The sequence below is a fragment of the Variovorax sp. GW821-FHT09D05 genome (genome assembly GCF_059416325.1).
In genome coordinates this window covers 525,564-548,918 of record NZ_JBWKOZ010000001.1, presented here as the reverse complement: position 1 = coordinate 548,918, position 23,355 = coordinate 525,564, and the positions used below count along the sequence as shown (strand labels likewise).

The window sequence follows — 23,355 nt, the reverse complement described above, 5'->3', positions numbered from 1 at the left end:
CCATCTCGCCTTATCCGGAATAAGCATCAAACCGTCCCGCAACCCGCATGGATGCTGGCGAATAAGCTTATCCGCATAAAGCGCGAACCAAAAAATAGTTTGTTTCCATAAGGCCGGCTTTCAGAATCTCGGCTTCTTGCTGGGGCGCTGGACGCACCGCACTTCAAGACACACGCACGCACGATGTACCAATACACAGAATTCGATCGCCAGTTCGTCCACCAGCGGGCTGCCCAATTCCGCGACCAGCTGGAGCGCTGGCAAAAGGGCAAGCTCGCCGAAGACGAGTTCCGCCCCCTGCGGCTGCAAAACGGCTGGTACGTGCAGCGCTACGCGCCGATGCTGCGCGTGGCCGTGCCTTACGGCGAGCTCTCGAGCCGCCAGATCCGCGTGCTGGCCCGCATCGCCCGCGAATATGACGAGCCCGAAGCCGAGGTCTACAAGAAGGCCATCGAGACGCAGGGCCTGCTTGGCAGCCACAAGCTCCCGACCCACTACGCCCACTTCTCGACGCGCCAGAACGTCCAGTACAACTGGATTCCGCTCGCCAAGTCGGCCGACGTGATGGACCTGCTGGCTTCGGTCGACATGCACGGCATTCAGACCAGCGGCAATTGCATCCGCAACATCACGAGCGATGAGCGCGCCGGCATTGCCGTCGACGAAATCGCCGACCCGCGCCCCTTCGCGGAAATCATGCGCCAGTGGAGCACGCTGCACCCCGAGTTCGCGTTCTTGCCGCGCAAGTTCAAGATTGCCATTACCGGCGCCACTGAAGACCGTGCCGCCACCGGCTGGCACGACGTGGGCCTGCACGTGGTGAAGAACGAAGCGGGCGAAATCGGCTTTCGCGTGCAGGTGGGCGGCGGCATGGGCCGCACCCCCATCATCGGCACTGTGCTGCGCGAGTTCCTGCCGTGGCAGCAGATCATGAATTACCTCGAAGCGGTGATCCGGGTCTACAACCGCTATGGCCGCCGCGACAACATCTACAAGGCGCGCATCAAGATTCTGGTGAAGGCCGAAGGCCAGCGCTACATCGACGACGTCGACGCCGAGTACAAGCAGATCCTCGAGCATGACGGTGCGCCGCACACCATCACGCAGGAGGAGTACGACCGCGTGGCCGCCTCCTTCGTGCCGCCGACGCTGGCCACCCGCGTGCTGCAAAGCGCCGAGAAGACCGACGCCGAGCTGCGCGCCCACGCCGCCGACGACGTGCAGTTCGCCCGCTGGCTCGCCCGCAACGTGGCACCGCACAAGAACCCCGCGCTGCGCGCCGTCACGCTGTCGTTCAAGCGCCTGAAGCAGGCGCCCGGCGACGCATCGGCCGACCAGCTCGACACGCTCGCGCAACTGGCCGACCGCTTCTCGGCCGGCGAAGCCCGCGTGACGCACGACCAGAACGTGGTGCTGCCCTGGGTGCATGCCGAAGACCTGCACGCGCTGTGGCTCGCCGCCCGCGCCGCCGGCCTCGCCAGCGCCAACGTGCACCTGCTGACGGACATGATCGCCTGCCCCGGCGGCGACTTCTGCGCGCTGGCCAATGCGCGCTCCATTCCCATCGCCGAAGCCATCACCGAGCGTTATCAAGACCTCGACGAGCTCGACGACCTGGGCGAGATCGACCTGCACATCAGCGGCTGCATCAACTCGTGCGGCCACCACCACAGCGGCCACATCGGCATCCTGGGCGTCGACAAGGACGGCAAGGAGTGGTACCAGGTCACCCTCGGCGGCTCCGACGGCTCCGAGCTCAGCGGCACGCCGCAGGCCGGCAAGGCTGTCGGCCCCTCGTTCTCGGCGGCCGAAGTGCCGGGCGTGATCGAGGCCGTGCTCACCACCTACCGCGACACCCGCGAAAGCGGCGAGAACTTCATCGACACGCTGCGCCGCGTAGGCCCGGACCCGTTCAAGGCTGCTGCCAACGGTGCACGTTTCAAGGTGGAGGAAGCAGCATGAACAAGAAACTCAACATCCTCTCGGCAGAAGAACACATCGACGACGGCGATCCGAAGGTTCTGCAACTGGCCAACGACGCCGACCCGCTCGCCATCGAGGTGTGCCTGGCCGACATCGAGCGCATCGACCTGAACTTTCCGAAGTTCACCGACGGCCGCGCCTACAGCCAGGCCTTCCTGCTGCGCCGCCGCCTGGGCTTCCAGGGCGACATCCGCGCCACGGGCGACGTGCTGATCGACCAGCTGGTGCAGATGGAACGCACCGGCTTCTCCAGCGCCGTGCTCAAGGAAGGCGTTGACGCCTCCGACGCGCAGCGCCAGTTCGACCGCTTCGCCGCCTTCTACCAGGGTGACGCGGTGCAGACCGCGCCGCACTTCGCGGCCGGCAACTGAGAGCGAATGGGAACCTTCGACATGAGCATCGCCACGGACATCGACTTCGCACGCATCAACACCGAACTCGGCCGCAACGCCGAGGGCCTGGTGGACTGGGCGATCGGCCTGGGCCAGCCCGCGATCATCACCACCAACTTCCGCCCTTTCGAGGCGGTGATCCTGCACATGGTCACGCGCGCAAAGCGCGATGTTCCCGTGGTCTGGATGGACAACGGCTACAACACCGAGGCCACCTACCGCTTTGCCGACGAGGTGACCAAGCAGCTGGGCCTGGACCTGCACATCTACCTGCCGCGCCGCTCGCGTGCGCATCGCGAAGCGGTCGAGGGCCCGACCCCGGCGCTCGACGATCCGCGCCATGCCGCGTTCACGGAAGAAGTGAAGCTGGAGCCCTTTGCCCGCGCGCTGCGCGAGACGGCACCGAAGGTCTGGTTCACCGCACTTCGGGCCACCGACACGGCCGTGCGCGCGCAGATGGACCCGGTCAGCGTCAATCCGGACGGCCTGATCAAGGTCGCGCCGCTGCTGCACTGGTCGTCCAAGGAGTTGTACGAGTACTGCGAAGCGCATGGCCTGCCGAACAACTTCGACTACGTGGACCCGACCAAGGGCGAAGACAACCGCGAGTGCGGATTGCATCTCGCGCACTGAGAGCCAACGGCTCACCGATCCTCTGCATCCAGCACCCCATCCGATGAACGCCCGTACCGAAACCGAACTGCTGCTGTCACCAGCGCACCTCTCCAACACGCACCTCGATGCGCTGGAAGAAGAAACCATCTTCATCCTGCGCGAGGTCGCAGCCGCCTTCGAGCGCCCCACCCTGCTGTTCTCGGGCGGGAAAGATTCGCTGGTGCTGCTGAAGTGCGCGGAAAAGGCCTTCGGCGTGGGCCGCATTCCCTACCCGCTGCTGATGATCGACACCGGCCACAACTTCCCTGAAGTGACGGCCTATCGTGACCAGCGCGCGAAGGAACTGGGCGCCGAGCTGATCGTGCGCAGCGTCGAAGATTCGATGAAGCGCGGCACCGTGCGCCTGGCCCATCCGGGCGAGTCGCGCAACGCGCACCAGTCGGTGACGCTGCTCGAAGCAATCGAAGAATTCCGCTTCGACGCACTGATCGGCGGCGCCCGCCGCGACGAGGAAAAGGCCCGCGCCAAGGAACGCATCTTTTCGCACCGCGACAGCTTCGGCCAATGGCAGCCCAAGGACCAGCGCCCCGAGCTGTGGACGCTGTTCAACACCCGCCTTGCGCCGGGCGAGCACTTCCGCGTGTTCCCGATCTCGAACTGGACCGAACTCGACGTGTGGCAATACATCGAGCGCGAGCATGTCGGCCTGCCGTCGATCTACTACACGCACAAGCGCGAAGTGGTGGAGCGCCGCGGCCTGCTGGTGCCGGTGACCGAGCTCACCCCGCCGCGCGACGGCGAAACGGTACAGGTGCGCGACGTGCGCTTTCGCACCGTGGGCGACATCACGACCACCTGCCCGGTCGAGAGCCTCGCGGCCGACGCGGGCGACGTGGTGCTGGAGACGCTGTCGGTCGACGTCAGCGAGCGCGGCGCCACGCGCATGGACGACATGACGTCCGAAGCATCCATGGAAAAACGCAAGAAAGACGGTTACTTCTGATGAGCGCGACGACGACTGCTACCCCTGTGAACACCGACGTCCACGGCGACACCGGCACCGCGCTGCGCTTCATCACCTGCGGCTCGGTCGACGACGGCAAGAGCACGCTCATCGGCCGCCTGCTGGTCGACAGCAAGACCGTGCTGCAAGACCAGCTCGCCGGCGTGCAACGCGGCGGCGAAACCGACCTTGCCCTGCTGACCGACGGCCTCTCGGCCGAGCGCGAACAGGGCATCACGATCGACGTGGCCTACCGCTACTTCTCGACCGCCAAGCGCAAGTTCATCATCGGCGACGCGCCGGGCCACGAGCAGTACACGCGCAACATGGTCACGGCCGCTTCGGCCGCCGACGCCGCCGTTGTGCTGGTCGACGCGACCAAGCTGGCCTGGGCCGCCGAAGTGGAAGACGGCACCGTGGTCAAGCGCGAACTGCTCCCGCAGACGCGCCGCCACACGCTGCTGTGCCATCTGCTGCGCGTGCAGTCGATCGTGTTCGCGGTGAACAAGCTCGACGCCATCGACGACGCCGGACTGGCATTCGAACGCATCTCGACAGCGCTGCACGCCTTTGCAGAAGCGGCCGGCGTGCAGGTTGCGGGCATCGTTCCGATCTCGGCGCTCAAGGGCTGGAACGTGGCCACGCGCCATGCCGACTGGGTCGGCTACGAAGGCCCGAGCCTGCTCGAGCTGCTCGAGGAGCTGCCCGTCACGGCGCAGGACGAGGCCGTGCCCTTCGCATTCCCGGTGCAGTGGGTCGAGAAGTTCTCTTCTTCCGCCGACACCTCGCAGGGCCGCCGCGTGTTCTGGGGCCGCGTCGCCTCGGGTCATGTGGAACCCGGCCAGCGCGTGACCGTGCTGCCGAGCAATCAGACCGCCACGGTCGCGCAGGTGCTGAGCCACACGCGCCAGCCGAAGGCGGTGCATGCGGGCCACAGCGCCGGCATCGTGCTCGACCGCGAGGTCGATGTGTCGCGCGGCGACTGGCTGCTGGCGCCCGGCGCCTTCGAGCCGGTGCGCGAGATCACCGCCACCGTGGCCTGGCTCGACGACGAGCCGCTGGTCGCGGGCCGCGTGTACTGGGCGCTGCAGGGTCACCGCTGGGTCAAGGCCAAGGTGGCGCGCATCGTCGATCGCGTGAACATCACGACGCTCGAATCGGAGCCGGCAACGCAGCTGGAAGCCAATGCCATCGGCGACGTGGTGCTGGCATTGCAGCAGCCGCTGGCCGTGCTTCCCTTCACGCAATCGCGTGCTTTGGGCTCCCTGGTGCTGGTCGATACGGCCTCCCACAAGACCGCTGCTGCCGTGCTCGTGCAGCCCGCCGCCGCAAAGGCCTAAAATCTCGGGTTTCCCCCGATCTCACACTGACGTTAAAAGACAAATGACTCACGTCGTCTCCGAAGCCTGCATCCGTTGCAAATACACCGACTGCGTGGACGTTTGCCCCGTCGACTGCTTCCGCGAAGGTCCCAACATGTTGGTGATCGACCCGGACGAATGCATCGACTGCGCGGTCTGCATCCCCGAATGCCCGGTCAACGCGATCTACGCCGAGGAAGACCTGCCGGCCAACCAGATCGCCTTCATCAAGATCAACGCCGAGCTGGCCCTGGCCGACGGCTGGAAGAGCATCACCAAGCGCAAGCCCGCCCTGCCTGACGCCGAAGAGTGGAAAGACAAGACGGACAAGATCGGGGAGCTGGTGCGCTGAGCACCTTGGCTACCCCCATCGAAACCGACGCCCTGATCGTCGGTGCCGGCCCCGTGGGGCTGTTCCAGGCCTTCCAGCTGGGCCTGCTCGAAATCTCCTGTCATATCGTCGATGCACTGCCCGCCGCGGGCGGCCAGTGCGTGGCGCTGTATGGCGACAAGCCGATCTACGACATTCCCGGCACGCCGGTGACCAGCGGGCGCGGTCTGGCGCAGTCGCTGTTGCAGCAGGTGGCGCCGTTCAAGCCGCAGTTTCATTTCGGCGAGCAGGTTGCCACGCTGGAGCGCCAGGCTGACGACCGGTTGCTGCTGACGACTTCGGTCGGCACGGCCTTCCTGGCGAAGACGGTGTTCATCGCGGCCGGCGTCGGGGCCTTCGTGCCCAAGCGCATTGCCGTCGAAGGCATTGCGCAGTTCGAAGGCAGTTCGCTCTTCTATCACCCCGATTCGCTGGACCGCTTCGCCGGGCAGACAGTGGTGGTGAATGGCGGCGACGACATCGCGCTCGAAACCGCCATTGCGCTCACGGCCACAGCCAAGCAGGTCACGCTGGTGCACAGGCGCGACGGCTTCCAGGCTGACGAGGCCAACATCTCAGCTATGCGCGCCCTCGTGGCCGCGGGCAAGCTGGCCTTCAAGGTCGGCCAGCCCACTGCCTTCGACGGCAAGCGACTGCAGATCACCACGCCTGACGCAACGACTGTCGATCTGCCGCTCGACGCGCTGATCGCCTGTCTGGGCATCTCGCCGCGCCTCGGCCCCATCGCCGACTGGGGCCTGGAGTTGGAGCGCAAACAGGTGCCTGTCGACACCGAGAAATACGAAACCCGCGAGCGCGGTGTGTTCGCGGTGGGCGACATCAACACCTACCCGGGCAAGAAGAAGCTCATCGTCTGCGGCTTCCACGAGGCCACGCTGGCCGCCTGGGGCGCCACGGCCATCGTGTTCCCAGGCAAGGCCGTGCCGCTGCAGTACACGACCACCAGCACGCGTCTGCACGAGCTGCTGGGCGTTTCCGGCTCCCGTTAACGCGCGCCAGGCAGCAGCGCCCGGTATTCGCCGATGAAGCTGCCGATGGCGGCCACGTAGCGGTCGATATCCGCATCCGCCAATGGCAGCGACAGCACGACGAAGCCGCGCGGCGAGGTGTAGATGCCCTCGCTCAGCAGGTGGAAAAAAAGCAGCTGACGCAGGCGGCCATCGACTGGTGCCAGATCGGCAACGCTGCGCACCTCGCCGCCCATGAAATGCGCGTTCATCAGCGAGCCCAGCCCGGTGAACTGCATCGCAACGCCCTCTTTCACGCACAGCGCATTGAGCCTCGCCCGCATCGCCTCGCCCCGCTCTGCCAGTGCGCCGGCCGCCTCGGGCGTGAACAGCTTGGTGAGGCCTGCGTAACCGGCGGCCATCGTCAGCACGTTGTTGTTGAAGGTGCCCGAGTGGGCCAGCGACCCGGTGCGCGGGTCGAACAGCGCCATCACGTCGGCACGCCCCCCGAAAGCGCCGAAGGACATGCCGCCGCCGATGTACTTGCCCAGTGTGGTGAGGTCTGACCGAATACCCAGCTTGTTCGCCAGCCCGTGCGGCGCCAGGCGCGAGGTCATCACCTCGTCGAAAACCAGCAGCGCGCCGACGCGCGTGGCCGATTCGCGCAGCGCCTGCAGGAAGTCGAGGCTCCCCGGAATGCAGCCGCTCGCCCCCTGCATCGGCTCGACCAGAACGGCGGCGATCTCGGCGCCGTGCCTTTCGATCTGCTCGCGCGCCGTCTGCGCATCGTTGTAGGGCAGCACCAGGAAATCGAACGGCACCGTCGTCGGCAGCGGCTTTGCGCCGAAACCCAGCACGCCACCGTGGTAGCCGCCCGCAAACACCACGATCTTGCGGCGCCCCGTGAAGTGCAGCGCGGCAGTCAGCGCCATCAGGTTCGCCTCGGTGCCCGAGTTGGTGAAGCGCAACTGCTCGATCTGCGGAAAACGCTCGCAGATAAGCCTTGCCAGCCGGCCTTCGAGCAGGTTGTGGCCCGTGAGGTTGATGCCGCTTTGCATCGCCTCGGTGACGGCTTCACGGATCTCGGGTGCGGTGTGGCCGTAGACGCCGGCCGTGTACTCGGCGATGAAGTCGGCATAGCGGTGGCCGTCGGCATCCCACAGCGCGGCCCCCTCCCCCTTGGCGATGGTCAGCGGAAACGGCGCGTAGAACAGCACCGAACGGCTGTTGGCGCCGGGCATGTAGCGCGCCTGTTCCTCGAACTGATGGCGGCTGGCGGGGTTGCTCTCGGTGAAGCGCTGGTATGCGCCGGCAAGAGCCTGGTCGATGGCGGCATGGGTCATGGCGGATGTCCTTCGGGTGGTGGTGCGATCGTCGCTTGCAGAGCAGATTATTAGTCAGTGCTCAATTAATATTGTTTATACAGTCAACCCGGCTGCCGCACAATGGCCGCAACCATGACGAAGAAATCGCTTCCCAAGCCCCGTACGGCCGGCCGCCCCGCCGGCGGTGGCGGCCTGACGAAACAGCGCATCGCCGAAGTCGCACTGGCGCAGATCGACGAATTCGGCCTTGGTGCCTTCAGCATGCGCGAGGTCGCGGCGCGGCTCGACGTCTATCCGGCCACGGTGCACTGGCACGTGAGCACGCGCGAGGCACTGCTGGCCGAAGTGGCCGCCACCGTCATGGCCGAAGTCACGCCGCCGCCCGGCAAGCTCGACTGGCAGGCATGGATCGCCGAACTGTTCCGCCGCTGCCGCACCGCGGTGCGGCGCCACCCGAACGTGGCGCAGCTGCTGGGCGCGCAGCTGGTGTCGAACGGCAGCCTGCCGATCGAGCTGGTCGAGGGCGTGCTGGCGGCGCTGACCGAGGCTGGCTTCGAGGGCGAGCCGCTGCTGGAGGCCTACAACTGCGTGATCGCCGCAATGCTGGGCTTCCTGACGATGGAGTTCTCGCCCCTGCCCGTGGACAACACCCAGGCCTGGGCCGAGGAGCTGCGCGAGCGCGTGCACACGATTCGCCCACTCGACCACCCGGTGCTCACGCGCAACCTGGCGCAACTGGCCAACAAAGCCTTCATCCTGCGCTGGGACAACGGCACCACCGTGCCGCTCGACAGCAGCTTCGAGCGACACATCCAGATCACCATCGACGGGCTGGAGGCGTTCGCGCGCAGGGTCAGGGCTGCGTAGGCCCCAGCAGTTCGTAGAGCACCATGCGCGTCTGCCGGCCGCGCAACTCAGCCATCTCCTCGATGCGGCGCGTGGCGAGCCGCTCACCCAGCCCCTCGAAGGTCGTCTGCGAGATCAGCGTGCGCGTGCCCAGTTCCTTGTTGGCGCCCTCGATGCGGCTTGCCGCATTGATCGCGTCGCCGATGGCGGTGTAAGACAGCCGGTTGCTCGACCCGAGCACGCCCGCGATCACGTGGCCGGTGTGGATGCCTACGCGCGTGCGGAACTCGTGCAGGCCTTCGCCCCGCCATTTGCCGTTGAGCACGTCCATTTCGGCATGCAGTTCGAGCGCCGCGACGCAGGCCCGGTATTCCGCATCTTCCAGGTCGGACGGCGCGCCCCACAACACCATGATGCCGTCGCCCATGAACTTGTCGACCACGCCGCCATGCCGCGCAAAGATACCGGCCGCCAGGTTGAAGTACTCGGTCAGCTGCCTCACGAGTACGTCGGCTTCCATCGATTCGGAGATGGTGGTGAAGCCCTCCACGTCGGTGAACATCGCGGTGATGCGGCGCGGCGAGCCGCTGGGCGCGAGCGCGTGGCCCTCGGCGACGAGCTGGCGGATGATGTCCACCGGCACGAACTTGCGAAAGGCCTGCAGGCTGCGCGCCGATTCGTCCAGCGCCTGATTCAGATGCTGGATCTCCAGAACCCGGCTCGACTCGAGCGGCAGGTTGTCGAGTTCCAGTCGCCCGATGCGGCGCGCGACCAGCGCGAGGTTTTCGATCGGCTGGGTCACGAGCTTCGACAGCCGCAGCGAGATGAACAGCGCGATGCCGAGAAAACTCAGCGTCAGCAGCAGCGCCCAGAGCACCGAACGATGCAGGCCCCCGAGCAGCAGGTCTTCGGGCTCCCAGCTGACGAGTTGCCACCGGGTGTGCGGGATGTGCGAGGTCTGCACGAGGTATTTGCGCCCTTCATGCTCGATGGAAAAAGCCATGTCGTCGGCGCCACCCGCCTTGCCCGCGGCAAGCATGTGCGCATGCAAGGCGCCTAGCACACCGGTGTCTGGCGACTCCAGTTCGCGCACCGGGTCGGGGTGGTCGCTGCGCGCAATCACGTGATGGTCGGCGCTCAGCAAGGCGCTCTCGCCGGTCCCCAGCGCGCCGAAGATGCGCACGAGCTTCGACAGATGCCCCAGCGACACGTTGCCGTCGATCACGAGCCGGCGTGTGTGCCCCTCGTCGTCGACACGTGCGCTGGGCAATGAATGGCCGATTGCAAGCTCCTGTGAGTCGCTCATCAGGAAAGGCTGGGTCCACACGGGTCCATGCGCCTTCATGGCCTCCCGGTACCAGGTGCGCTTCTCGGGGTCGAAGTCGCTGCGATAGGCCGTGATGGCCGTCGTAGCAAAGCGCTGCTTCGCGTCGCCGCCCTCGGCGTCGGGCGAGCGCTTGTACTGCCAGGTTTCGGTGCTGAAGTCGGGGCCGCGCAACACCTGCCGGATGGCCGGGGTCGGGTAGCGCACAGCCATCAAGACGTGGCCGTCGTCGGTGGCCACGTTGATGCTGTCGAGCTCGGGGGTCTGCTCGAGCATGGTCCAGAGCATCTCGGCGGTCTGTTCGCCATCCTCGCCGGTGGCGTGCACGCTGGGAGAGTCGGCAATCGATCGGATGACTCCCTCGGTCTTGGCGAGGAAGGCGAGCACGTTGTCCTCGACCCGGTCATGGTTGATCTTGTGCGAGGCCGTGCCCACCCTGGACACCAGCTTCTCAGCGGCCCAGTAGCCGAATGCCACCAGCAGCAGCGACTGCAACAGCGCGACGGCGCAGATGATGGTGCCTACGTCGACCCTGAAGCGCCGTAGGCCGGTGCCAGCGAAATCCCTATCTGCCATGCAAGTCCTTCTTCATTTCTTGTTCCTGCTCGCTTATCGGCGCGCGCTCCCGTTTCTTTGATTGGCAGTTCTTCTTTGGACGCCGATTCTCTCGTGGCCTGTGCACGCTCTGCGGGTTTTCCCTGCCTCGCAAAGGCACGCATGCTGTTGCGGCTTCCCCGCAGGGGATAAACTCCGGCCCGCGCCGTGGGTTCCTCGCGGCGTACTTGCTAGGGGTGTTGGGCGGCTTGCCGTCCGGCTGAGAAAGTCCCTTTGAACCTGATTGAGGTAATCCTCGCGCAGGGAAGCTGGTCCGGTGGCCTCTCACGTTCTCTCGCGTGATGGCCGCGCCACTGGGGCCCCGCCCACCTGCCAAACCTTTTGCACTGGAGCAAATGGATGGCAAACGACAACAACGACGCGATCGTCTCGAACGAGGCGCTGACGCCGCTGCCCGCGTCCCAGCGCGTGTTCGGCTGGCACGACCATGCTTCGCTCTGGTTCAGCCTCGGCGTGGGCCTGCTGGTGATGCAGATCGGCGCCTACCTGGTGCCGGCCGTGGGCACGCGCGATGCGGTCATTGCCATCGTGCTCGGCTCCTGCGTCGGCGCCGGCCTGCTGGCCTGGACCGCGCGACTTGGCTGCGAGAGCGGCCTGGCGAGCGCCGGCCTGATGCACGCCACCTACGGCAGTGCCTTCGCGCGGCTGCCGGTGCTGCTCAACATCGTGCAGCTGGTGGGCTGGACCACCTTCGAGCTGGTCATCATGCGGGAAGGCACGCAGGCCATCGGCCAATCGGTGGTCGGCCCCTCGCTGGGCACCGCCTGGGGCGGCGTGCTGACCACGCTGCTGTGGGGCGCGGTGCTGCTGGCGCTGCTCGCGGGCTCGATGGTCAAGCTGGTGAGGCGCTTCGTGAGCCGCTTCGGCTTGCCGCTGGTGGTGCTGTCGCTGCTCTGGCTCACATGGCAATTCGCGACGCGGCTTCAGGCCAAGGGCCTGGACGCCTTTTGGGCGCGCCCGGGCGACGGCACGATGGGCATGTTCAGCGCGCTCGACCTCGTGATTGCGATGCCGGTGTCTTGGCTGCCGCTGGTGGCCGACTACGCGCGACATGGCAAACGTAATGCCGGAGGGCTGGGCAGCGCGTTCAGCGGCACCTGGATCGGCTATGCGCTGGCGAACATCTGGTGCTACGCATTGGGCGTGATGGTGGTGAGCGTGGCCGAGCCCGGCGTGAGCCTCGTCACCGCGCTGCTGCTGGCGCAAGGCGGACTGGTGGCGCTGGGCCTGATCCTGATCGACGAGCTCGACAACGCGTACGGCGATGTCTATTCGGGCTCGGTCTCCACGCACAGCCTGCTGCCGCGATGGAGCGTGAAGCGCTGGGGTCTGCTGCTGGCCGCGCTGTCCATCGCATTGGCGCTGGTGCTGCCGATGCACACGCTGGAGCCCTTCCTGCTGCTTCTGAGCTCGGTGTTCGTGCCGCTGTACGGCGTGATCATCGGGCGGCTGGGCAGCGGCCAGTCGGTATCACTGGCCGGTACGCGCCAGATCGACTTCGGCGCGGCGCTGATCTGGATCGCGGGCATCGCGGCGTATCACGCGCTGGCCAAGTGGGCGCCGCAGTTCGGCTCTGCCCTGCCGACGCTGGCGGCGACCTTCGTGCTGGCCTGGCTCAGCCGGCCGAAGCTGACAACGGCAGGCGGTGCGTCGGCACTGGCGCAAAGCCGTGGTTGAGGGGGCCATGACCCGCGCCGATCTTCACATCCGCACCGGCAGCCATCGCGCCGAGGATGTAGGTGCGCGCCCGTTCGACCGCCTCGGGCAGCGCCGCACCCAACGCAAGGTGCGCGGCAATGGCGGACGACAGCGTGCATCCCGTGCCGTGCAGGTTGCGGCTGGCAATGCGCCGGGAAGCCAGGCGCCTGCGCTCACCGCCGGATTGCAGCAGCACGTCGACCACCTCATCGCCCGGCAGATGGCCGCCCTTGAGCAGCACGGCCTTCGCGCCGAGCGCGAGCAACTCGCTTGCCGCGTCATCGAGCGCATCGACGCCATCGATGGCATGGCCGATCAGCAAGGCCGCCTCGTCGAGATTGGGCGTGACGACCACGGCGCGCGGGAACAGTTCGCGCACCAGCACTTGCACCGTCTCGGCGGCGATCAGGCGGTCGCCGCTGGTGGCGACCATCACGGGGTCGAGCACCACGTTCTTCAACTGGTAGCGGTCGATGGCCCAGGCCACCACCTCGACCACCTCGGGCGCATGCAGCATGCCGAGCTTGACGGCATCGACGCCGATGTCTTCCACCACGGCCTGGATCTGCGCCTTGAGGAAATCGGGCGGCACACCGTGGATGCCCGATACGCCGAGCGTGTTCTGCGCAGTGAGCGCGGTGATGGCCGTCATGCCGTAGCAGCCGAGGGCCGCGAAAGTCTTGAGATCGGCCTGGATGCCGGCGCCGCCGCCGCTGTCGGAGCCGGCGATGGAAAGCACGCGTGCGTAGCGCTGGGTGGGTCCTTGGGTCATGCCGAAAATTATCGGCGGTATCGGCAATGCGAAGGAGCACGGCTGTGAGCCTTCCTTTTCAATCGGCCGCCATCCTCGGCGCGGGCCTCATGGGCCGCCTGCTGGCGGTGACGCTCGCGCAGGCTGGCTGCAAGGTCGATCTGTTCGAAGCCGGCAGTCCCGATGCCGAAGGCGCTGCCGCGCGCGTGGCAGCGGCAATGCTTGCGCCGCTTGCCGAATCGGCCGTGGCGCCGGTGTCGGTCGTGCGCATGGGGCAGCACGCGCTCTCGCGCTGGCCCGAACTGCTGGCCCTGCTGGCGCAGCCCGTTTTTTTCCAGCGCGAAGGCACGCTGGTGCTCTGGCACCGGCAGGACAGCGCCGAAGCCGCGCGGCTTGCACGCGTGCTCGCCCGCACCGGCGCGCAGGTGCCCGAACTCGCGCCAATGCAGACGCTCGACGGCCCGGCCATCACAGCGCTGGAGCCTTCGCTGGGCCAGCGCTTCGCGCAGGGCCTGTTCCTGCCGGGCGAAGGCCAGCTCGACAACCGTGCGCTGCTGGCCTCACTGCTCGCGACGCTGCAGGCCAGCCCTCGTGTCACGCTGCACTGGCAATCACCACGCGCACCGTCTGATTTTTCACCCGGCACGACAGGCCAGCCCGACTGGGTGCTCGACTGCCGTGGCCTCGGCGCCAAGCCCCAGTGGAGCGCACTGCGCGGCGTGCGCGGCGAAGTAATCCGCGCGCATGCGCCCGAAGTGAGCCTGCAGCGCCCCACCCGCCTCGTGCACCCGCGCTACCCGCTCTACATCGCGCCCAAGCCCGGCAACCTGTTCGTGATCGGCGCGACCGAGATCGAGTCCGACGACATGTCGCCCGCCAGCGTGCGCTCAACGCTCGAACTGCTGAGCGCCGCCTATGCCGTGCACAGCGGCTTCGCCGAAGCGCGCGTCGTCGAGATCGCCACGCAGTGCCGCCCCACGCTGCCCGACAACCTGCCCGCCATCCGCCAGCCGCAGCCGCGCGTGCTGCAGATCAACGGCCTGTACCGCCACGGTTTCATGATCGCGCCCGCGCTGCTCGACGCCGCGATGGAGCTGCTCGCGCACGGCCACTCGGCCCTCGCAAGGAGCTTCGGCATGGAGACCTTCGACACATGAACATCCTGATCAACGACAAGCCTTTCGTGCTGCCCGACCACGCCACGCTCACCGATGCGCTGGCCGCACTGAACGCCACGCCGCCTTTCGCGGTGGCCGTGAACCGCGAGTTCGTGCCGCGTTCGGCGTATGCCGCGCGCGCACTGCAGTCCGACGACCGCATCGAAGTGATCCGCCCCGTGACGGGCGGTTGAATGATGGAGACAAAGAACATGACGACCACGAACGACCCACTGGTGCTCTACGGCGAAACCTTCCAGAGCCGCCTGCTGCTCGGCACTGCGCGCTACCCCTCGCCCGACTTGCTCGAAGCCGCCGTGAAGCGCGCAAGGCCAGCGATGTTGACCGCATCGCTGCGCCGCCAGACTGCCAGCCAGGGCTCGGGCAACAGCGACCTTGGCAACGGCTTCTGGGAGTTGCTGCGCAAGCTCGACGTGCCGGTGCTGCCCAACACCGCCGGCTGCCACAGCGTGCAGGAAGTGATCGCCACCGCGCAGATGGCGCGCGAGCTGTTCGACACGCCGTGGATCAAGCTCGAGCTGATCGGCGACGACTACACGCTGCAGCCCGACACGCTGAACCTCGTCGATGCGGCCTCGCAGCTGATCCGCGACGGCTTCAAGGTGCTGCCCTATTGCACCGAAGACCTGGTGCTGTGCCAGCGACTGGTCGATGTCGGCTGCCAGGCGGTGATGCCATGGGCCGCACCCATCGGCACCGGCCGCGGGCCGGTCAACCCCTATGCGCTGCAGGTGCTGCGCGATCGGCTGAAGGTGCCGATGCTGGTCGACGCGGGCCTGGGGCTGCCGTCGCATGCCTGCCAGGTGATGGAATGGGGCTACGACGGCGTGCTGCTCAACACAGCCGTTGCGCTGGCGCAAGACCCGGTCGCGATGGCGGGCGCTTTCGCCGACGCGGTGCAGGCCGGCCGCACCGCATATCGCGCCGGCGCCATGGCAGCGCAAGACGCCGCCCAGCCGAGCACGCCCGTACTCGGCACGCCCTTCTGGCATCACGCACCATGAGCACCGCAAGCGACGCCCGCGCCATCGCGCACGCCATCGTCGCGGCCCACGGGCTGCGCTTTGGTGCCATCACATCCGCGCCCATCAGTGCACCGAACTTCTCTTCGGACGATCCGGTCTACCGCGGCGCCAAGCAGGCCTGCACGGCCCTCGGCTTCATCGAGATCGATGCCGAATGCCTGGCCCATGCCTGGCACGCGAAGACACAACGCCTGAGCAGCTTCGACGCCATGCTGTGGCCCGACGCGCCCGAAGACTTCGGCATGCGGCCGTTTCCACCCACTGCGCGCGACGACGCATTTCCGCCCTGCCCCGAACGGCTCGGCCTGTACGCCGTGCTGCCCGACGCGCAATGGGTCGGCCGCATGGCGCGTGCAGGAGTACCGACGGTGCAGCTGCGCTTCAAGTCCGACGATGTCGCAGCCATCGAGCGCGAAGTGCAGGCGGCCGTTGAAGCGGTGCAAGGCACCGGTGCGCTGCTCTTCATCAACGACCACTGGCAGGTCGCCATCGCGGCCGGCGCCTACGGCATTCACCTCGGCCAGGAAGACCTCGACGCGCTCTCGCCCGACGAACTGGCGCAACTGCGTGCTTCGGGCCTGCGGCTGGGCGTCAGCACGCACGGCTATGCCGAGATGGTGCGCGCCGACAAGGTGAGCCCGAGCTACATCGCGATGGGCGCGGTGTACCCGACCACGCTCAAGAAGATGGCCACCGCGCCGCAGGGCGCGGCCCGGCTCGGCGCCTATGCACGCCTGCTGCGCGGCTATCCGCAGGTCGGCATCGGCGGCATCGATGCCGTGCGGCTGCCCGAGGTGCTGGCCACAGGCGTCGGCTCCGTCGCCGTGGTGCGCGCGCTGGTCGCGGCCGAAGACCCCGAGGCCACGGCCGCGCAATGGATGGCAGCCATGAGCGCCGCCACGGTCAGCAACTGAACAGAATGAAGCAACACACCCTCTCGCCTCTCTCGTGCGCCATCGCCGCCGCCCTTCTTGCCACGGCCTGGAGCGCCAACGCGCAACAGGCCGCGCTGCCTGAAGTCACCGTCAACGATGCGGCCGCGGCGCCGCAAGCCGACGTGAGCGGCTTCGGCGACGTGCCGCTGCGCGAGCTGCCGATCTCGGCCACGGTGATCGACAGCAAGCAGCTGCGCGACAGCGGCGCACGCCGGCTCGCCGACCTCACGCAGTTCGACGCCTCGGTCACAGACGCCTACAACTCCGCAGGCTACTGGGACTACCTCACGGTGCGCGGCTTCGTGCTCGACAACCGCTTCAACTACCGGCGCGAAGGCCTGCCGATCAGCGCCGAGACATCGATTCCGCTCGACAACAAGGAGCGCGTCGAAATCTTGCGCGGCACCAGCGGCATCCAGGCCGGCACCAGCGCGCCGGGCGGGCTGGTCAACTACGTCGTGAAGCGGCCCACCGAGCAGGACCTGCGCACGGTGCGCATCGAGACCACGAGCCGTGGCAGCGTGCTCGGCGCGCTCGACCTCGGCGGGCGCTTCGGTGAAGACCGCCAGTTCGGCTATCGGCTCAATGTGGCGAGCGAAAACCTCAAGCCGCTGACGCACAACCTCGACGGCAACCGCAACCTTTTCTCGCTCGCGGCCGACTGGCGCATCACGCGCGACTCGGTGCTGGAGTTCGAGATCGAGCGAAGCCGCAAGACGCAGCCGAGCCAGAATGGCTACAGCCTGCTGGGCAACGTGCTGCCGGCGCCGGTCGACCCGCGCATCAACCTCAACAACCAGCCGTGGTCGCAGCCCTCGGTATTCAAGGCGCTGACGGGCACCGTGCGCTTCAGCCAGGCGCTGAATGCCGACTGGCGCTGGAGCGCGCAGATCGGCCAGCAGCGGCTGAAGAGCGACGACCGGCTGGCCTACGCCTTCGGCTGCAGCGCCGAGGGCAACTACGACCGGTATTGCTCGGACGGCACCTTCGACGTCTACGACTTCCGCAGCGACAACGAGCGCCGCACGCAGACGGCGGGCAGCCTCAACCTCAAGGGCAATGTGATGACGGGCAGCGTGCGGCACGAGCTCGGCTTCGGGCTGCTGCAAAGCCGCGTGCGCAACCGCTTCGACAACCAGGCCTACAACTACGCGGGCACCGGCAACATCTGGGGCACAGCCGTGGTGCCGGCGAGCCCAGACGCCACCACGCCGCAGACCAACCGCGACGAGCGCTCGACCGAACTGTCGGTGCAGGACGCGATCCGCTGGAACGATCGCTTCACCACCTGGCTCGGCGTGCGCCACACGCGGCTCGACCGCAGCAGCATCGGCAACGACGCATCGAGCCCGACCGGGTACAAGCAGGACGTGACCACGCCGTGGATCGCGGCGAGCTACACCATCCAGCCAGGGCTGCTGGCCTATGCAAGCTGGGGCAAGGGTGTCGAGTCGCAGGTCGTGCCGAACAGGGTCTCGCAGTACAGCAACGCGGGACAGGCACTGCCCGCACTCACCTCGCGCCAATGGGAACTGGGCCTGAAGGGCGGCAGCGAGGCATTCAACTGGCAAGTGGCATGGTTCGACATCTCGCGGCCGATGACCAACATCGACCTGTGCGGCGCTTATTGCGAAGTGCGCAACGACGGGCGCGCGGTGCATCGCGGCCTGGAGGCCGGTGCGCAATGGAGCCAGGGGCCGTGGCGCATCGGCGGCAGCGTCGCGGTGATCGATGCCAAGCGGCGCGGCAGCACTGCGAATCCGGCTCTCAATGGGCAGTCGCCGACCAACGTGCCCAAGGAAGTGCTGCGTGCGCAGGCTGCGTACCGCGTCGCATCGGTGCCGGGGCTTGAAATCGCGGGGCAGCTTTCGTATGAGGGCCGGCGCAACGTGCTGCCCGATGGTTCGATCACGCTGCCTTCGTGGACGCGCGTCGATGCGGTGCTGCGCTACGACACCAAGCTGCGCGGCGTGAACACGAGCTGGACGCTGGCCGTCGACAACCTGTTCGACCGCCGCTACTGGAAGGAATCGCCCTACCAGTTCAGCCACGTGTATCTGTTCCCGGGTGCGCCGCGCACGCTGCGTCTGGGCCTGAGCGTTGCGCTTTGAACGCACTCTTGAGAAGCCGTAAAAAAGCACGCTATAATCTAAGGCTTGTTCCTCGATAGCTCAGTTGGTAGAGCGCCGGACTGTTAATCCGTAGGTCCCTGGTTCGAGCCCAGGTCGAGGAGCCACTAAAAAGCCGCAAGGCAACTGGATGCCCCGCTACTCAAAAGGTAGCGGGGCATTTTCAATTGCGCTGTAGCGAAGGTGTTGCAGGCAGTCATCGCACCGACGCAAAAAATGCAGCCAGCCAGCCAGGATCGACAAATCCATTGCATATAATTTAAGGCTTGTTCCTCGATAGCTCAGTCGGTAGAGCGCCGGACTGTTAATCCGTAGGTCCCTGGTTCGAGCCCAGGTCGAGGAGCCACTAGGCACAAGGAAGCCCGCTATCTTTTAGGTAGCGGGCTTTTTCTATGTAGGCGCCTGTGTAGGCGCGAAAGGCACGCACATGTTGTTCGATGAGAAGTTTGTTGCGGGGATCAGAAACTACCCGCTGCGTTCCGTCCTCTCTGTGTGCAAGGTCGTGCTTTCAGCGATCGACGATGAACGCATGGAGTGGAGCGAGGCAGAGTATGCGGCGTTGACCGAAGGGTACGCCCTGCTCGTCGAAGTGCAGCAGGCAGGATTGTTCGTTTTCGAGGCCTATTTGCCGGATCTGACCACAGACCGGCAACAGGACTGTTCGGCCATTGCCGGCTTCTTTCGCGAGGCTCTGAAGCAATGCGAATCCCTCGACCATCAGGCGCAAATCGAAGCGACGCGTTCCAGGTTTCGGCTTTCACTTGGCACGTCGTTTTCATACGAGTTCACCCAGGGCGACCTTGATCGGGTTCAGGAGCTACTGAACGAACTGCGTGTGCAAATTTCGACGGCGGCGTTTTTGAGCGAGGACCACAAGCACCGCCTGCTGGCGCGGCTCGAAAAAATGCAGGCCGAACTGCACAAAAAGGTGTCGAGTCTAGATCGCTTCTGGGGCTTGTTCGGCGACGCGGGTGCGGCGCTTGGCAAGTTCGGCACCGAAGCAAAGCCAATATTCGATCGCGCCAACGAAATCATGCGGATCGTCTGGCGCACTCAAGCGCGCGCTGAAGAATTGCCTAGCGACGCCAGTGCCCCAACGATCGGACACAAGCCGGCCGAGCCGCCTGTTCTCGGATCCCCTGAGATCGAAACCTAACACTCGTCAGGCACAGAGGCGGCACGTGCCATCGTCCCGCTAGGCTGTATCTCTCGCAGTCTCATAGGCCCCGGCAAATTCAACGACCTGTTGATCTGTCGCGGAGACCCATCGGTACCAAGGGCCCAACCCATCGGCGCCCCCCCGACGCGCACCCGGCCGATCATCTGCATACGCGATAACCATCGCTCCGCAGTTGTTTGCTCGAAGCCGGCGAGTGCAGCGAGTTCGCTCTCTGTGCTGCCCCCCCCGCTTCAGTTCATTCAACATCTGCACAGCGCACGCGGCGCTGACGGTTTGGGCGCGTGTTATGACTTGCTTCTTTATGTTGCTTCGGCTATTTATTGTGATTCAATAAATATGCGATTTCAAGCTATTTATTGTGACCCAACAAATAATTTATACTGCGCCGCATGGAACAAGAGAAACGCAGCCGAGGGCGCCCACCTGTAGAACCCGAGGACCGACTAGAGCAACGCTCGATTCGTCTCACTGCATCGCAATGGGCCAAGGTGGATGCCGGCGGCATCGCTTGGTTGCGCAGTCTCATTCAGAGGGCAAGATCGCCGGAGCCGAAGCCCGATGAAGACGAAGAGTAAGTCCTTCGGCCAATGAGCAGATAGGAGTCCACCAGCAAAAGGCGAGCGACAAAAAAAGCCCGCACAGAGGCGGGCTTTGTCCAACTTGTCAGAGTTGGCACCGACCGTGGCCGGGCAGTAGAGGCACCGTTCTAAAACAGGTGCATTTGTCCAGGCATCCCGCGGCAGTGCTCACACACGTTCTCAAGCCGGCCGAAGCGGAAGCGAACGTATGGGCGCACATACACACTGCGGGGATACGAGCAGGCTCGCATGGTGTCCCTCCTGTGTTGTACAGAACACCCGGCGACGTTGCACCCAACTCCAAGCAGCGCGTACACTGCGGCCGTCCCTGCAAAAGACGGGGTTTTGGCTGGTTCGCCACCGAGACCCTGACAAGGCCCCTAGCTCATACCTAGGGGCCTTTGTCGTTACTAGCATGCTCAGAGTTCACCGTCGTCCTCCTTCTCTGTTGTCGGCGATTTCTGCATGTCAGCCATTTGCGTTTTCCAGTGCTGCACGTAGGCGGTCAGCATGGTCTGAAAGAGCTCCCAGTCCGCCGCACTGAATTGGTTCGGGATGGAGATCGTCACCTTGCGGCCGATCGGAATAGGGATCTCGAAAACCTGTACATCCTTGAGCGGCGGCGAGCGGTCCACGGGCGCGACTGCCGGTGGAGTTGGCGCAGGTGGCGGAGCCGACTCCTTCTTAACCTTGCTGCTGCCGTTGCGCGCGGTCATGGAAGGAGCACGGATGTTCGGCGACACCTTGATGCCGGCCTGCTTTGCCGCGGCGAGGAAGAACATGATCGAACGGGTGAGCGTGCTACCGCTGATGCCCTGCGCTCGAAACAGTTCAACCACCTGCTGGCTGGTTGCCCGCTCGATGTCGAAGCGCTCAGTTTCGAAGAGGTATGGGTAGGAGCGGCGCAGCGTACTGGCCAGCAAGGGCAGACGCGTCTCGTCGTCTGCCAGCACGTACTGCTCATAGAGTGGGCTCGGCGTGCCCTTCTCGTCGATCATGCCGAGATATTTCATCGACGCGAGGAGCTCGCCGGCTGTGGAGCCGGCGAAATTCGACATCAGCGAGCGATCGACGACCGTGGTGATGTGGCCATCATCCCGCCGCGCTTCGAAAAACGTGTTGAACGACTTGAACGAAGCGTAGGCCGGAGTCAGCTTCGGCTTTTCAGGCATTTGGGTCATGTGCACGAACCTTCGCGCCAATTAGAACTTTGGCGCACGGATCGCAGTGTAACGACTTCAATCTGATTTGTGCGAAATCTGCAAGAAATTTCGTGAAGAACACGTTCGTCGGGACCGACTCCGTCTGGGACTCACGAAATCACGTGTTTCACGTGAAATCGTCCTTATTCGAATCTATTTTGAAAAAGTCTTCTGATATCAATAGCTTACAAGCGCTGTTGTTTCACGTGAAATTGGATGAATGTCGAAAATCAGCTGGATTCAGACATCACGTGGGAACTCTCTCGCGAGTTTGGACGATTTGGCGCACGTGTGGATAAGTGCAGAGATGAGTGGAAACGAATGGAAAGTAGTGAGCACATGTAGGCCCCCGCTTCCTGCGTCGAGTCAAGAACCGCGCATAACCCATAGCTACACGGCTTCGCGGTCAATCAGCGCAGTGCCGTCCGGGTCCCGGATGAACTCGCGCTTGTCGAGCCATTTGCCGTCGCGAATCTTCATGCGGATCGAGTTTTGCGTGCGGCCGGTTATGGCCGCGTATATGGCCACGGTCACGAAGCGGTCGGGCGCGAGGTATACCGGCGGCGGCGTGTTGGTTGCCGCCTCTCGTGCAAGGTATGCAGCAATCGTGCGCTTCAACAGTTCGTCCGGTGTCTCATTCATCATCGCCCTCGTGTGTTTGGGGCGCGATGCTAAGGTTTCGCGTGAAACCTCGGAGGTTTCACGCGAAACCGATCAGGACAAACCTCTCGAATTGGCGAGTTCCGAGAGAAACCCCGCTATCCCTGACGCATCGCTCTCGGACGCCATGTTGAATGTGCCGCGGCGCCCATTCCCGAGGTCGATGTTCACCGTGTGCGATGAGCCGCCTACCGCCGGGGCTGGCGTCTTCACTGGCGCGGCGACACTGCTGGCGGGTTTCTCCAGCCGCGCCACGGCGTTCTCGAATTGAGCTCGCGTGGCCTGCCAAGCGCGATCGTCGCGCGCGCCTTCCAGCGTCACGGCCCCCGGGTTCCAGCGCATCACATCAGCGTTCACCTGTGCGTTCTGCTTCAGCGACTGGATCACGGTCTTGAGCGCCCCCACGTCTCCCGCCTCTAGGGTGCCGGCCGTCAGCTTTTCGCGCAGTTGGGACATCAGCCGGTTGTCGACGGCGTTCTGGCCCGCCAGACGTTCCTCGCGCGTGTCCCCAAGGTTGGAATTCACCTCTTGATTAGGACCGATGATGCCTAGGCTGTCTTCATTGTGCTGATAACTGCCGTCTTCATTGCGGCCGCCCTGTTGATTGCCCTGCGGCTGTCCTTTCGGAGACGGCGCTGGCGCGCGCTGCGGTCGAAGCGGCGCGCCGTTCGGCGGCGACACACCTTGCGTCGCGATCTGCCGCGTGCGCAGCATCTCGCGTTGCGGGAATATCTCGGAGGTCTCCACGCCCTTGTTTGCCGCGATGGCGGCGGTCGCATACTTTTCGAACGCCTCGATCTTGTCGTCTAGGCTCGTGGTGACGCTGTCGCGGATGATCTTCCAGGATTCTTCGAACCAGCTAGCAGTCGCCTGCATCTCTTCCGAAGAGCGCAGGCCGAAGTCGTGCAGGGCTTCGCGCAGGCTGCCGACGCCGGGCAGCAGTCCGTCAATCTTCTCCCGTGCCTTCTCAAGCCCGGCGGCAACCTGGTCACCAGACAGGCGACCGGTTCTCCCGAGCTCTTCGTATCGTTCGATCACAGCCTTGAGCGCGCGCTCGGTGCTCGCTGCGGCCGTTGCCATGTCGAGCGATTGCGCAAGCGCCAAGCCGGTTTCCGGGCCCTTCGCGCCCAGTCGGTCGAGCGTGGCAATGAGAACGTCGACGTCATTTCTTCGCTTCACAAGGCAGACGCGAGGTGCGCAGTTGATCAAGCGCATTC

At 65.4% G+C, this 23,355-nt stretch carries 21 protein-coding genes, 2 tRNA genes and 1 riboswitch; of the genes, 17 read left to right on the top strand and 6 right to left on the bottom strand.

Annotation, left to right across the window (positions count from 1 at the left end; all coding sequences use genetic code 11):
* Positions 1-183 precede the first annotated feature (183 nt).
* The 7 genes from AC07O3_RS02595 to AC07O3_RS02565 are packed head-to-tail and all read left to right on the top strand — an operon-like array spanning position 184 to position 6,734.
* A complete protein-coding gene (locus tag AC07O3_RS02595) occupies positions 184-1,962 on the top strand; it encodes a nitrite/sulfite reductase (protein ID WP_354336039.1) in 1,779 nt (592 codons plus the stop codon).
* The gene (locus AC07O3_RS02590; protein ID WP_093054503.1) at positions 1,959-2,354 is read left to right on the top strand and encodes a DUF934 domain-containing protein; all 396 of its coding nucleotides are present in this window, start codon (positions 1,959-1,961) and stop codon (positions 2,352-2,354) included. Before AC07O3_RS02595 ends, AC07O3_RS02590 begins: the two co-directional genes overlap by 4 nt.
* Before the next feature lie 21 nt (positions 2,355-2,375).
* Positions 2,376-3,008: a phosphoadenosine phosphosulfate reductase domain-containing protein gene (locus AC07O3_RS02585; protein ID WP_093174176.1), complete on the top strand. Its 633-nt coding sequence runs from the start codon at positions 2,376-2,378 to the stop codon at positions 3,006-3,008.
* 43 nt (positions 3,009-3,051) lie between these two features.
* Positions 3,052-3,993, top strand: a complete 942-nt coding sequence (gene cysD, locus AC07O3_RS02580; RefSeq protein WP_093054501.1) for a sulfate adenylyltransferase subunit CysD — start codon at positions 3,052-3,054, stop codon at positions 3,991-3,993.
* Positions 3,993-5,333, top strand: a complete 1,341-nt coding sequence (locus AC07O3_RS02575; protein ID WP_495338508.1) for a sulfate adenylyltransferase subunit 1 — start codon at positions 3,993-3,995, stop codon at positions 5,331-5,333. Before cysD ends, AC07O3_RS02575 begins: the two co-directional genes overlap by 1 nt.
* A gap of 43 nt (positions 5,334-5,376) precedes the next feature.
* Positions 5,377-5,706 (top strand): ferredoxin FdxA, encoded by a 330-nt coding sequence (fdxA, locus tag AC07O3_RS02570; protein WP_056599092.1) that lies wholly within the window; start codon positions 5,377-5,379, stop codon positions 5,704-5,706.
* Entirely contained in the window at positions 5,664-6,734 is a 1,071-nt protein-coding gene (locus AC07O3_RS02565; RefSeq protein ID WP_495338507.1) for an NAD(P)/FAD-dependent oxidoreductase, read from the top strand. The genes fdxA and AC07O3_RS02565 overlap by 43 nt, the downstream gene beginning before the upstream one ends.
* Here the strand turns inward: AC07O3_RS02565 and AC07O3_RS02560 are convergent.
* Complete coding sequence (locus AC07O3_RS02560) at positions 6,731-8,035, bottom strand: aspartate aminotransferase family protein (RefSeq protein ID WP_495338506.1); 1,305 nt, start codon at positions 8,033-8,035, stop codon at positions 6,731-6,733. The genes AC07O3_RS02565 and AC07O3_RS02560 overlap by 4 nt on opposite strands.
* Positions 8,036-8,149: 114 nt before the next feature.
* Between AC07O3_RS02560 and AC07O3_RS02555 the strand changes: the two genes are divergently transcribed.
* Positions 8,150-8,884 (top strand): TetR/AcrR family transcriptional regulator, encoded by a 735-nt coding sequence (locus AC07O3_RS02555; protein ID WP_495338505.1) that lies wholly within the window; start codon positions 8,150-8,152, stop codon positions 8,882-8,884.
* On the opposite strand, the gene AC07O3_RS02550 is transcribed toward AC07O3_RS02555, so the two are convergent.
* Positions 8,871-10,763: an adenylate/guanylate cyclase domain-containing protein gene (locus AC07O3_RS02550; RefSeq protein WP_495338504.1), complete on the bottom strand. Its 1,893-nt coding sequence runs from the start codon at positions 10,761-10,763 to the stop codon at positions 8,871-8,873. The genes AC07O3_RS02555 and AC07O3_RS02550 overlap by 14 nt on opposite strands.
* Positions 10,764-10,964: 201 nt before the next feature.
* Positions 10,965-11,065: riboswitch (TPP riboswitch) on the top strand.
* Positions 11,066-11,141: 76 nt separating this feature from the next.
* On the opposite strand from AC07O3_RS02550, the gene AC07O3_RS02545 reads away from it, so the two are divergent.
* Positions 11,142-12,479, top strand: coding sequence for a purine-cytosine permease family protein (locus AC07O3_RS02545; RefSeq protein ID WP_495338503.1), 1,338 nt, complete (start codon positions 11,142-11,144; stop codon positions 12,477-12,479).
* Here AC07O3_RS02545 and thiD read toward each other — a convergent pair.
* Positions 12,418-13,272 (bottom strand): bifunctional hydroxymethylpyrimidine kinase/phosphomethylpyrimidine kinase, encoded by an 855-nt coding sequence (thiD, locus tag AC07O3_RS02540; protein WP_495338502.1) that lies wholly within the window; start codon positions 13,270-13,272, stop codon positions 12,418-12,420. The genes AC07O3_RS02545 and thiD overlap by 62 nt on opposite strands.
* Before the next feature lie 44 nt (positions 13,273-13,316).
* Between thiD and AC07O3_RS02535 the strand changes: the two genes are divergently transcribed.
* The 8 genes from AC07O3_RS02535 (at position 13,317) to AC07O3_RS02500 (ending at position 19,674) form a co-directional block, all read left to right on the top strand.
* Positions 13,317-14,408: an FAD-dependent oxidoreductase gene (locus AC07O3_RS02535; protein ID WP_495338501.1), complete on the top strand. Its 1,092-nt coding sequence runs from the start codon at positions 13,317-13,319 to the stop codon at positions 14,406-14,408.
* Positions 14,405-14,602, top strand: a complete 198-nt coding sequence (gene thiS, locus AC07O3_RS02530) for a sulfur carrier protein ThiS (protein WP_093074833.1) — start codon at positions 14,405-14,407, stop codon at positions 14,600-14,602. The genes AC07O3_RS02535 and thiS overlap by 4 nt, the downstream gene beginning before the upstream one ends.
* An 18-nt stretch (positions 14,603-14,620) precedes the next feature.
* Positions 14,621-15,433, top strand: a complete 813-nt coding sequence (locus AC07O3_RS02525; protein WP_093075251.1) for a thiazole synthase — start codon at positions 14,621-14,623, stop codon at positions 15,431-15,433.
* Positions 15,430-16,368 (top strand): thiamine phosphate synthase, encoded by a 939-nt coding sequence (locus AC07O3_RS02520; RefSeq protein ID WP_495338500.1) that lies wholly within the window; start codon positions 15,430-15,432, stop codon positions 16,366-16,368. The genes AC07O3_RS02525 and AC07O3_RS02520 overlap by 4 nt, the downstream gene beginning before the upstream one ends.
* A 5-nt stretch (positions 16,369-16,373) precedes the next feature.
* A complete protein-coding gene (locus AC07O3_RS02515) occupies positions 16,374-18,500 on the top strand; it encodes a TonB-dependent siderophore receptor (protein ID WP_495338499.1) in 2,127 nt (708 codons plus the stop codon).
* 49 nt (positions 18,501-18,549) lie between these two features.
* Positions 18,550-18,625: transfer RNA gene (locus tag AC07O3_RS02510), tRNA-Asn, on the top strand.
* 163 nt (positions 18,626-18,788) lie between these two features.
* Positions 18,789-18,864 (top strand) — tRNA-Asn (locus AC07O3_RS02505).
* An 81-nt stretch (positions 18,865-18,945) separates the two neighbouring features.
* Positions 18,946-19,674 (top strand): hypothetical protein, encoded by a 729-nt coding sequence (locus AC07O3_RS02500; protein ID WP_495338498.1) that lies wholly within the window; start codon positions 18,946-18,948, stop codon positions 19,672-19,674.
* Between the two features lie 1,021 nt (positions 19,675-20,695).
* Here the strand turns inward: AC07O3_RS02500 and AC07O3_RS02495 are convergent.
* The 3 genes from AC07O3_RS02495 to AC07O3_RS02485 all read right to left on the bottom strand — a co-directional run bounded on the left by AC07O3_RS02495 (position 20,696) and on the right by AC07O3_RS02485 (position 23,353).
* Positions 20,696-21,457, bottom strand: coding sequence for a DUF5343 domain-containing protein (locus tag AC07O3_RS02495; protein ID WP_495338497.1), 762 nt, complete (start codon positions 21,455-21,457; stop codon positions 20,696-20,698).
* 411 nt (positions 21,458-21,868) lie between these two features.
* On the bottom strand, positions 21,869-22,120 hold the full coding sequence (gene xisR / locus AC07O3_RS02490) for an excisionase family protein (RefSeq protein WP_495338496.1): 252 nt from the start codon (positions 22,118-22,120) through the stop codon (positions 21,869-21,871).
* A 72-nt stretch (positions 22,121-22,192) separates the two neighbouring features.
* Positions 22,193-23,353, bottom strand: coding sequence for a hypothetical protein (locus AC07O3_RS02485; RefSeq protein WP_495338495.1), 1,161 nt, complete (start codon positions 23,351-23,353; stop codon positions 22,193-22,195).
* Between the last annotated feature and the right edge of the window lie 2 nt (positions 23,354-23,355).

What these genes read in the sequence shown, in the direction of transcription:
- AC07O3_RS02555 (WP_495338505.1), top strand. Translation starts at nt 8,150, where the DNA reads ATGACGAAGAAATCGCTTCCCAAGCCCCGTACGGCCGGCCGCCCCGCC.
- fdxA (WP_056599092.1), top strand. Translation starts at nt 5,377, where the DNA reads ATGACTCACGTCGTCTCCGAAGCCTGCATCCGTTGCAAATACACCGAC.
- AC07O3_RS02495 (WP_495338497.1), bottom strand. Translation starts at nt 21,457, where the DNA reads ATGACCCAAATGCCTGAAAAGCCGAAGCTGACTCCGGCCTACGCTTCG.
- AC07O3_RS02575 (WP_495338508.1), top strand. Translation starts at nt 3,993, where the DNA reads ATGAGCGCGACGACGACTGCTACCCCTGTGAACACCGACGTCCACGGC.
- AC07O3_RS02515 (WP_495338499.1), top strand. Translation starts at nt 16,374, where the DNA reads ATGAAGCAACACACCCTCTCGCCTCTCTCGTGCGCCATCGCCGCCGCC.
- AC07O3_RS02520 (WP_495338500.1), top strand. Translation starts at nt 15,430, where the DNA reads ATGAGCACCGCAAGCGACGCCCGCGCCATCGCGCACGCCATCGTCGCG.
- AC07O3_RS02525 (WP_093075251.1), top strand. Translation starts at nt 14,621, where the DNA reads ATGACGACCACGAACGACCCACTGGTGCTCTACGGCGAAACCTTCCAG.
- AC07O3_RS02585 (WP_093174176.1), top strand. Translation starts at nt 2,376, where the DNA reads ATGAGCATCGCCACGGACATCGACTTCGCACGCATCAACACCGAACTC.
- cysD (WP_093054501.1), top strand. Translation starts at nt 3,052, where the DNA reads ATGAACGCCCGTACCGAAACCGAACTGCTGCTGTCACCAGCGCACCTC.
- thiS (WP_093074833.1), top strand. Translation starts at nt 14,405, where the DNA reads ATGAACATCCTGATCAACGACAAGCCTTTCGTGCTGCCCGACCACGCC.
- AC07O3_RS02560 (WP_495338506.1), bottom strand. Translation starts at nt 8,035, where the DNA reads ATGACCCATGCCGCCATCGACCAGGCTCTTGCCGGCGCATACCAGCGC.
- AC07O3_RS02595 (WP_354336039.1), top strand. Translation starts at nt 184, where the DNA reads ATGTACCAATACACAGAATTCGATCGCCAGTTCGTCCACCAGCGGGCT.
- xisR (WP_495338496.1), bottom strand. Translation starts at nt 22,120, where the DNA reads ATGAATGAGACACCGGACGAACTGTTGAAGCGCACGATTGCTGCATAC.
- AC07O3_RS02545 (WP_495338503.1), top strand. Translation starts at nt 11,142, where the DNA reads ATGGCAAACGACAACAACGACGCGATCGTCTCGAACGAGGCGCTGACG.
- thiD (WP_495338502.1), bottom strand. Translation starts at nt 13,272, where the DNA reads ATGACCCAAGGACCCACCCAGCGCTACGCACGCGTGCTTTCCATCGCC.
- AC07O3_RS02500 (WP_495338498.1), top strand. Translation starts at nt 18,946, where the DNA reads ATGTTGTTCGATGAGAAGTTTGTTGCGGGGATCAGAAACTACCCGCTG.
- AC07O3_RS02550 (WP_495338504.1), bottom strand. Translation starts at nt 10,763, where the DNA reads ATGGCAGATAGGGATTTCGCTGGCACCGGCCTACGGCGCTTCAGGGTC.
- AC07O3_RS02485 (WP_495338495.1), bottom strand. Translation starts at nt 23,353, where the DNA reads ATGCGCTTGATCAACTGCGCACCTCGCGTCTGCCTTGTGAAGCGAAGA.
- AC07O3_RS02590 (WP_093054503.1), top strand. Translation starts at nt 1,959, where the DNA reads ATGAACAAGAAACTCAACATCCTCTCGGCAGAAGAACACATCGACGAC.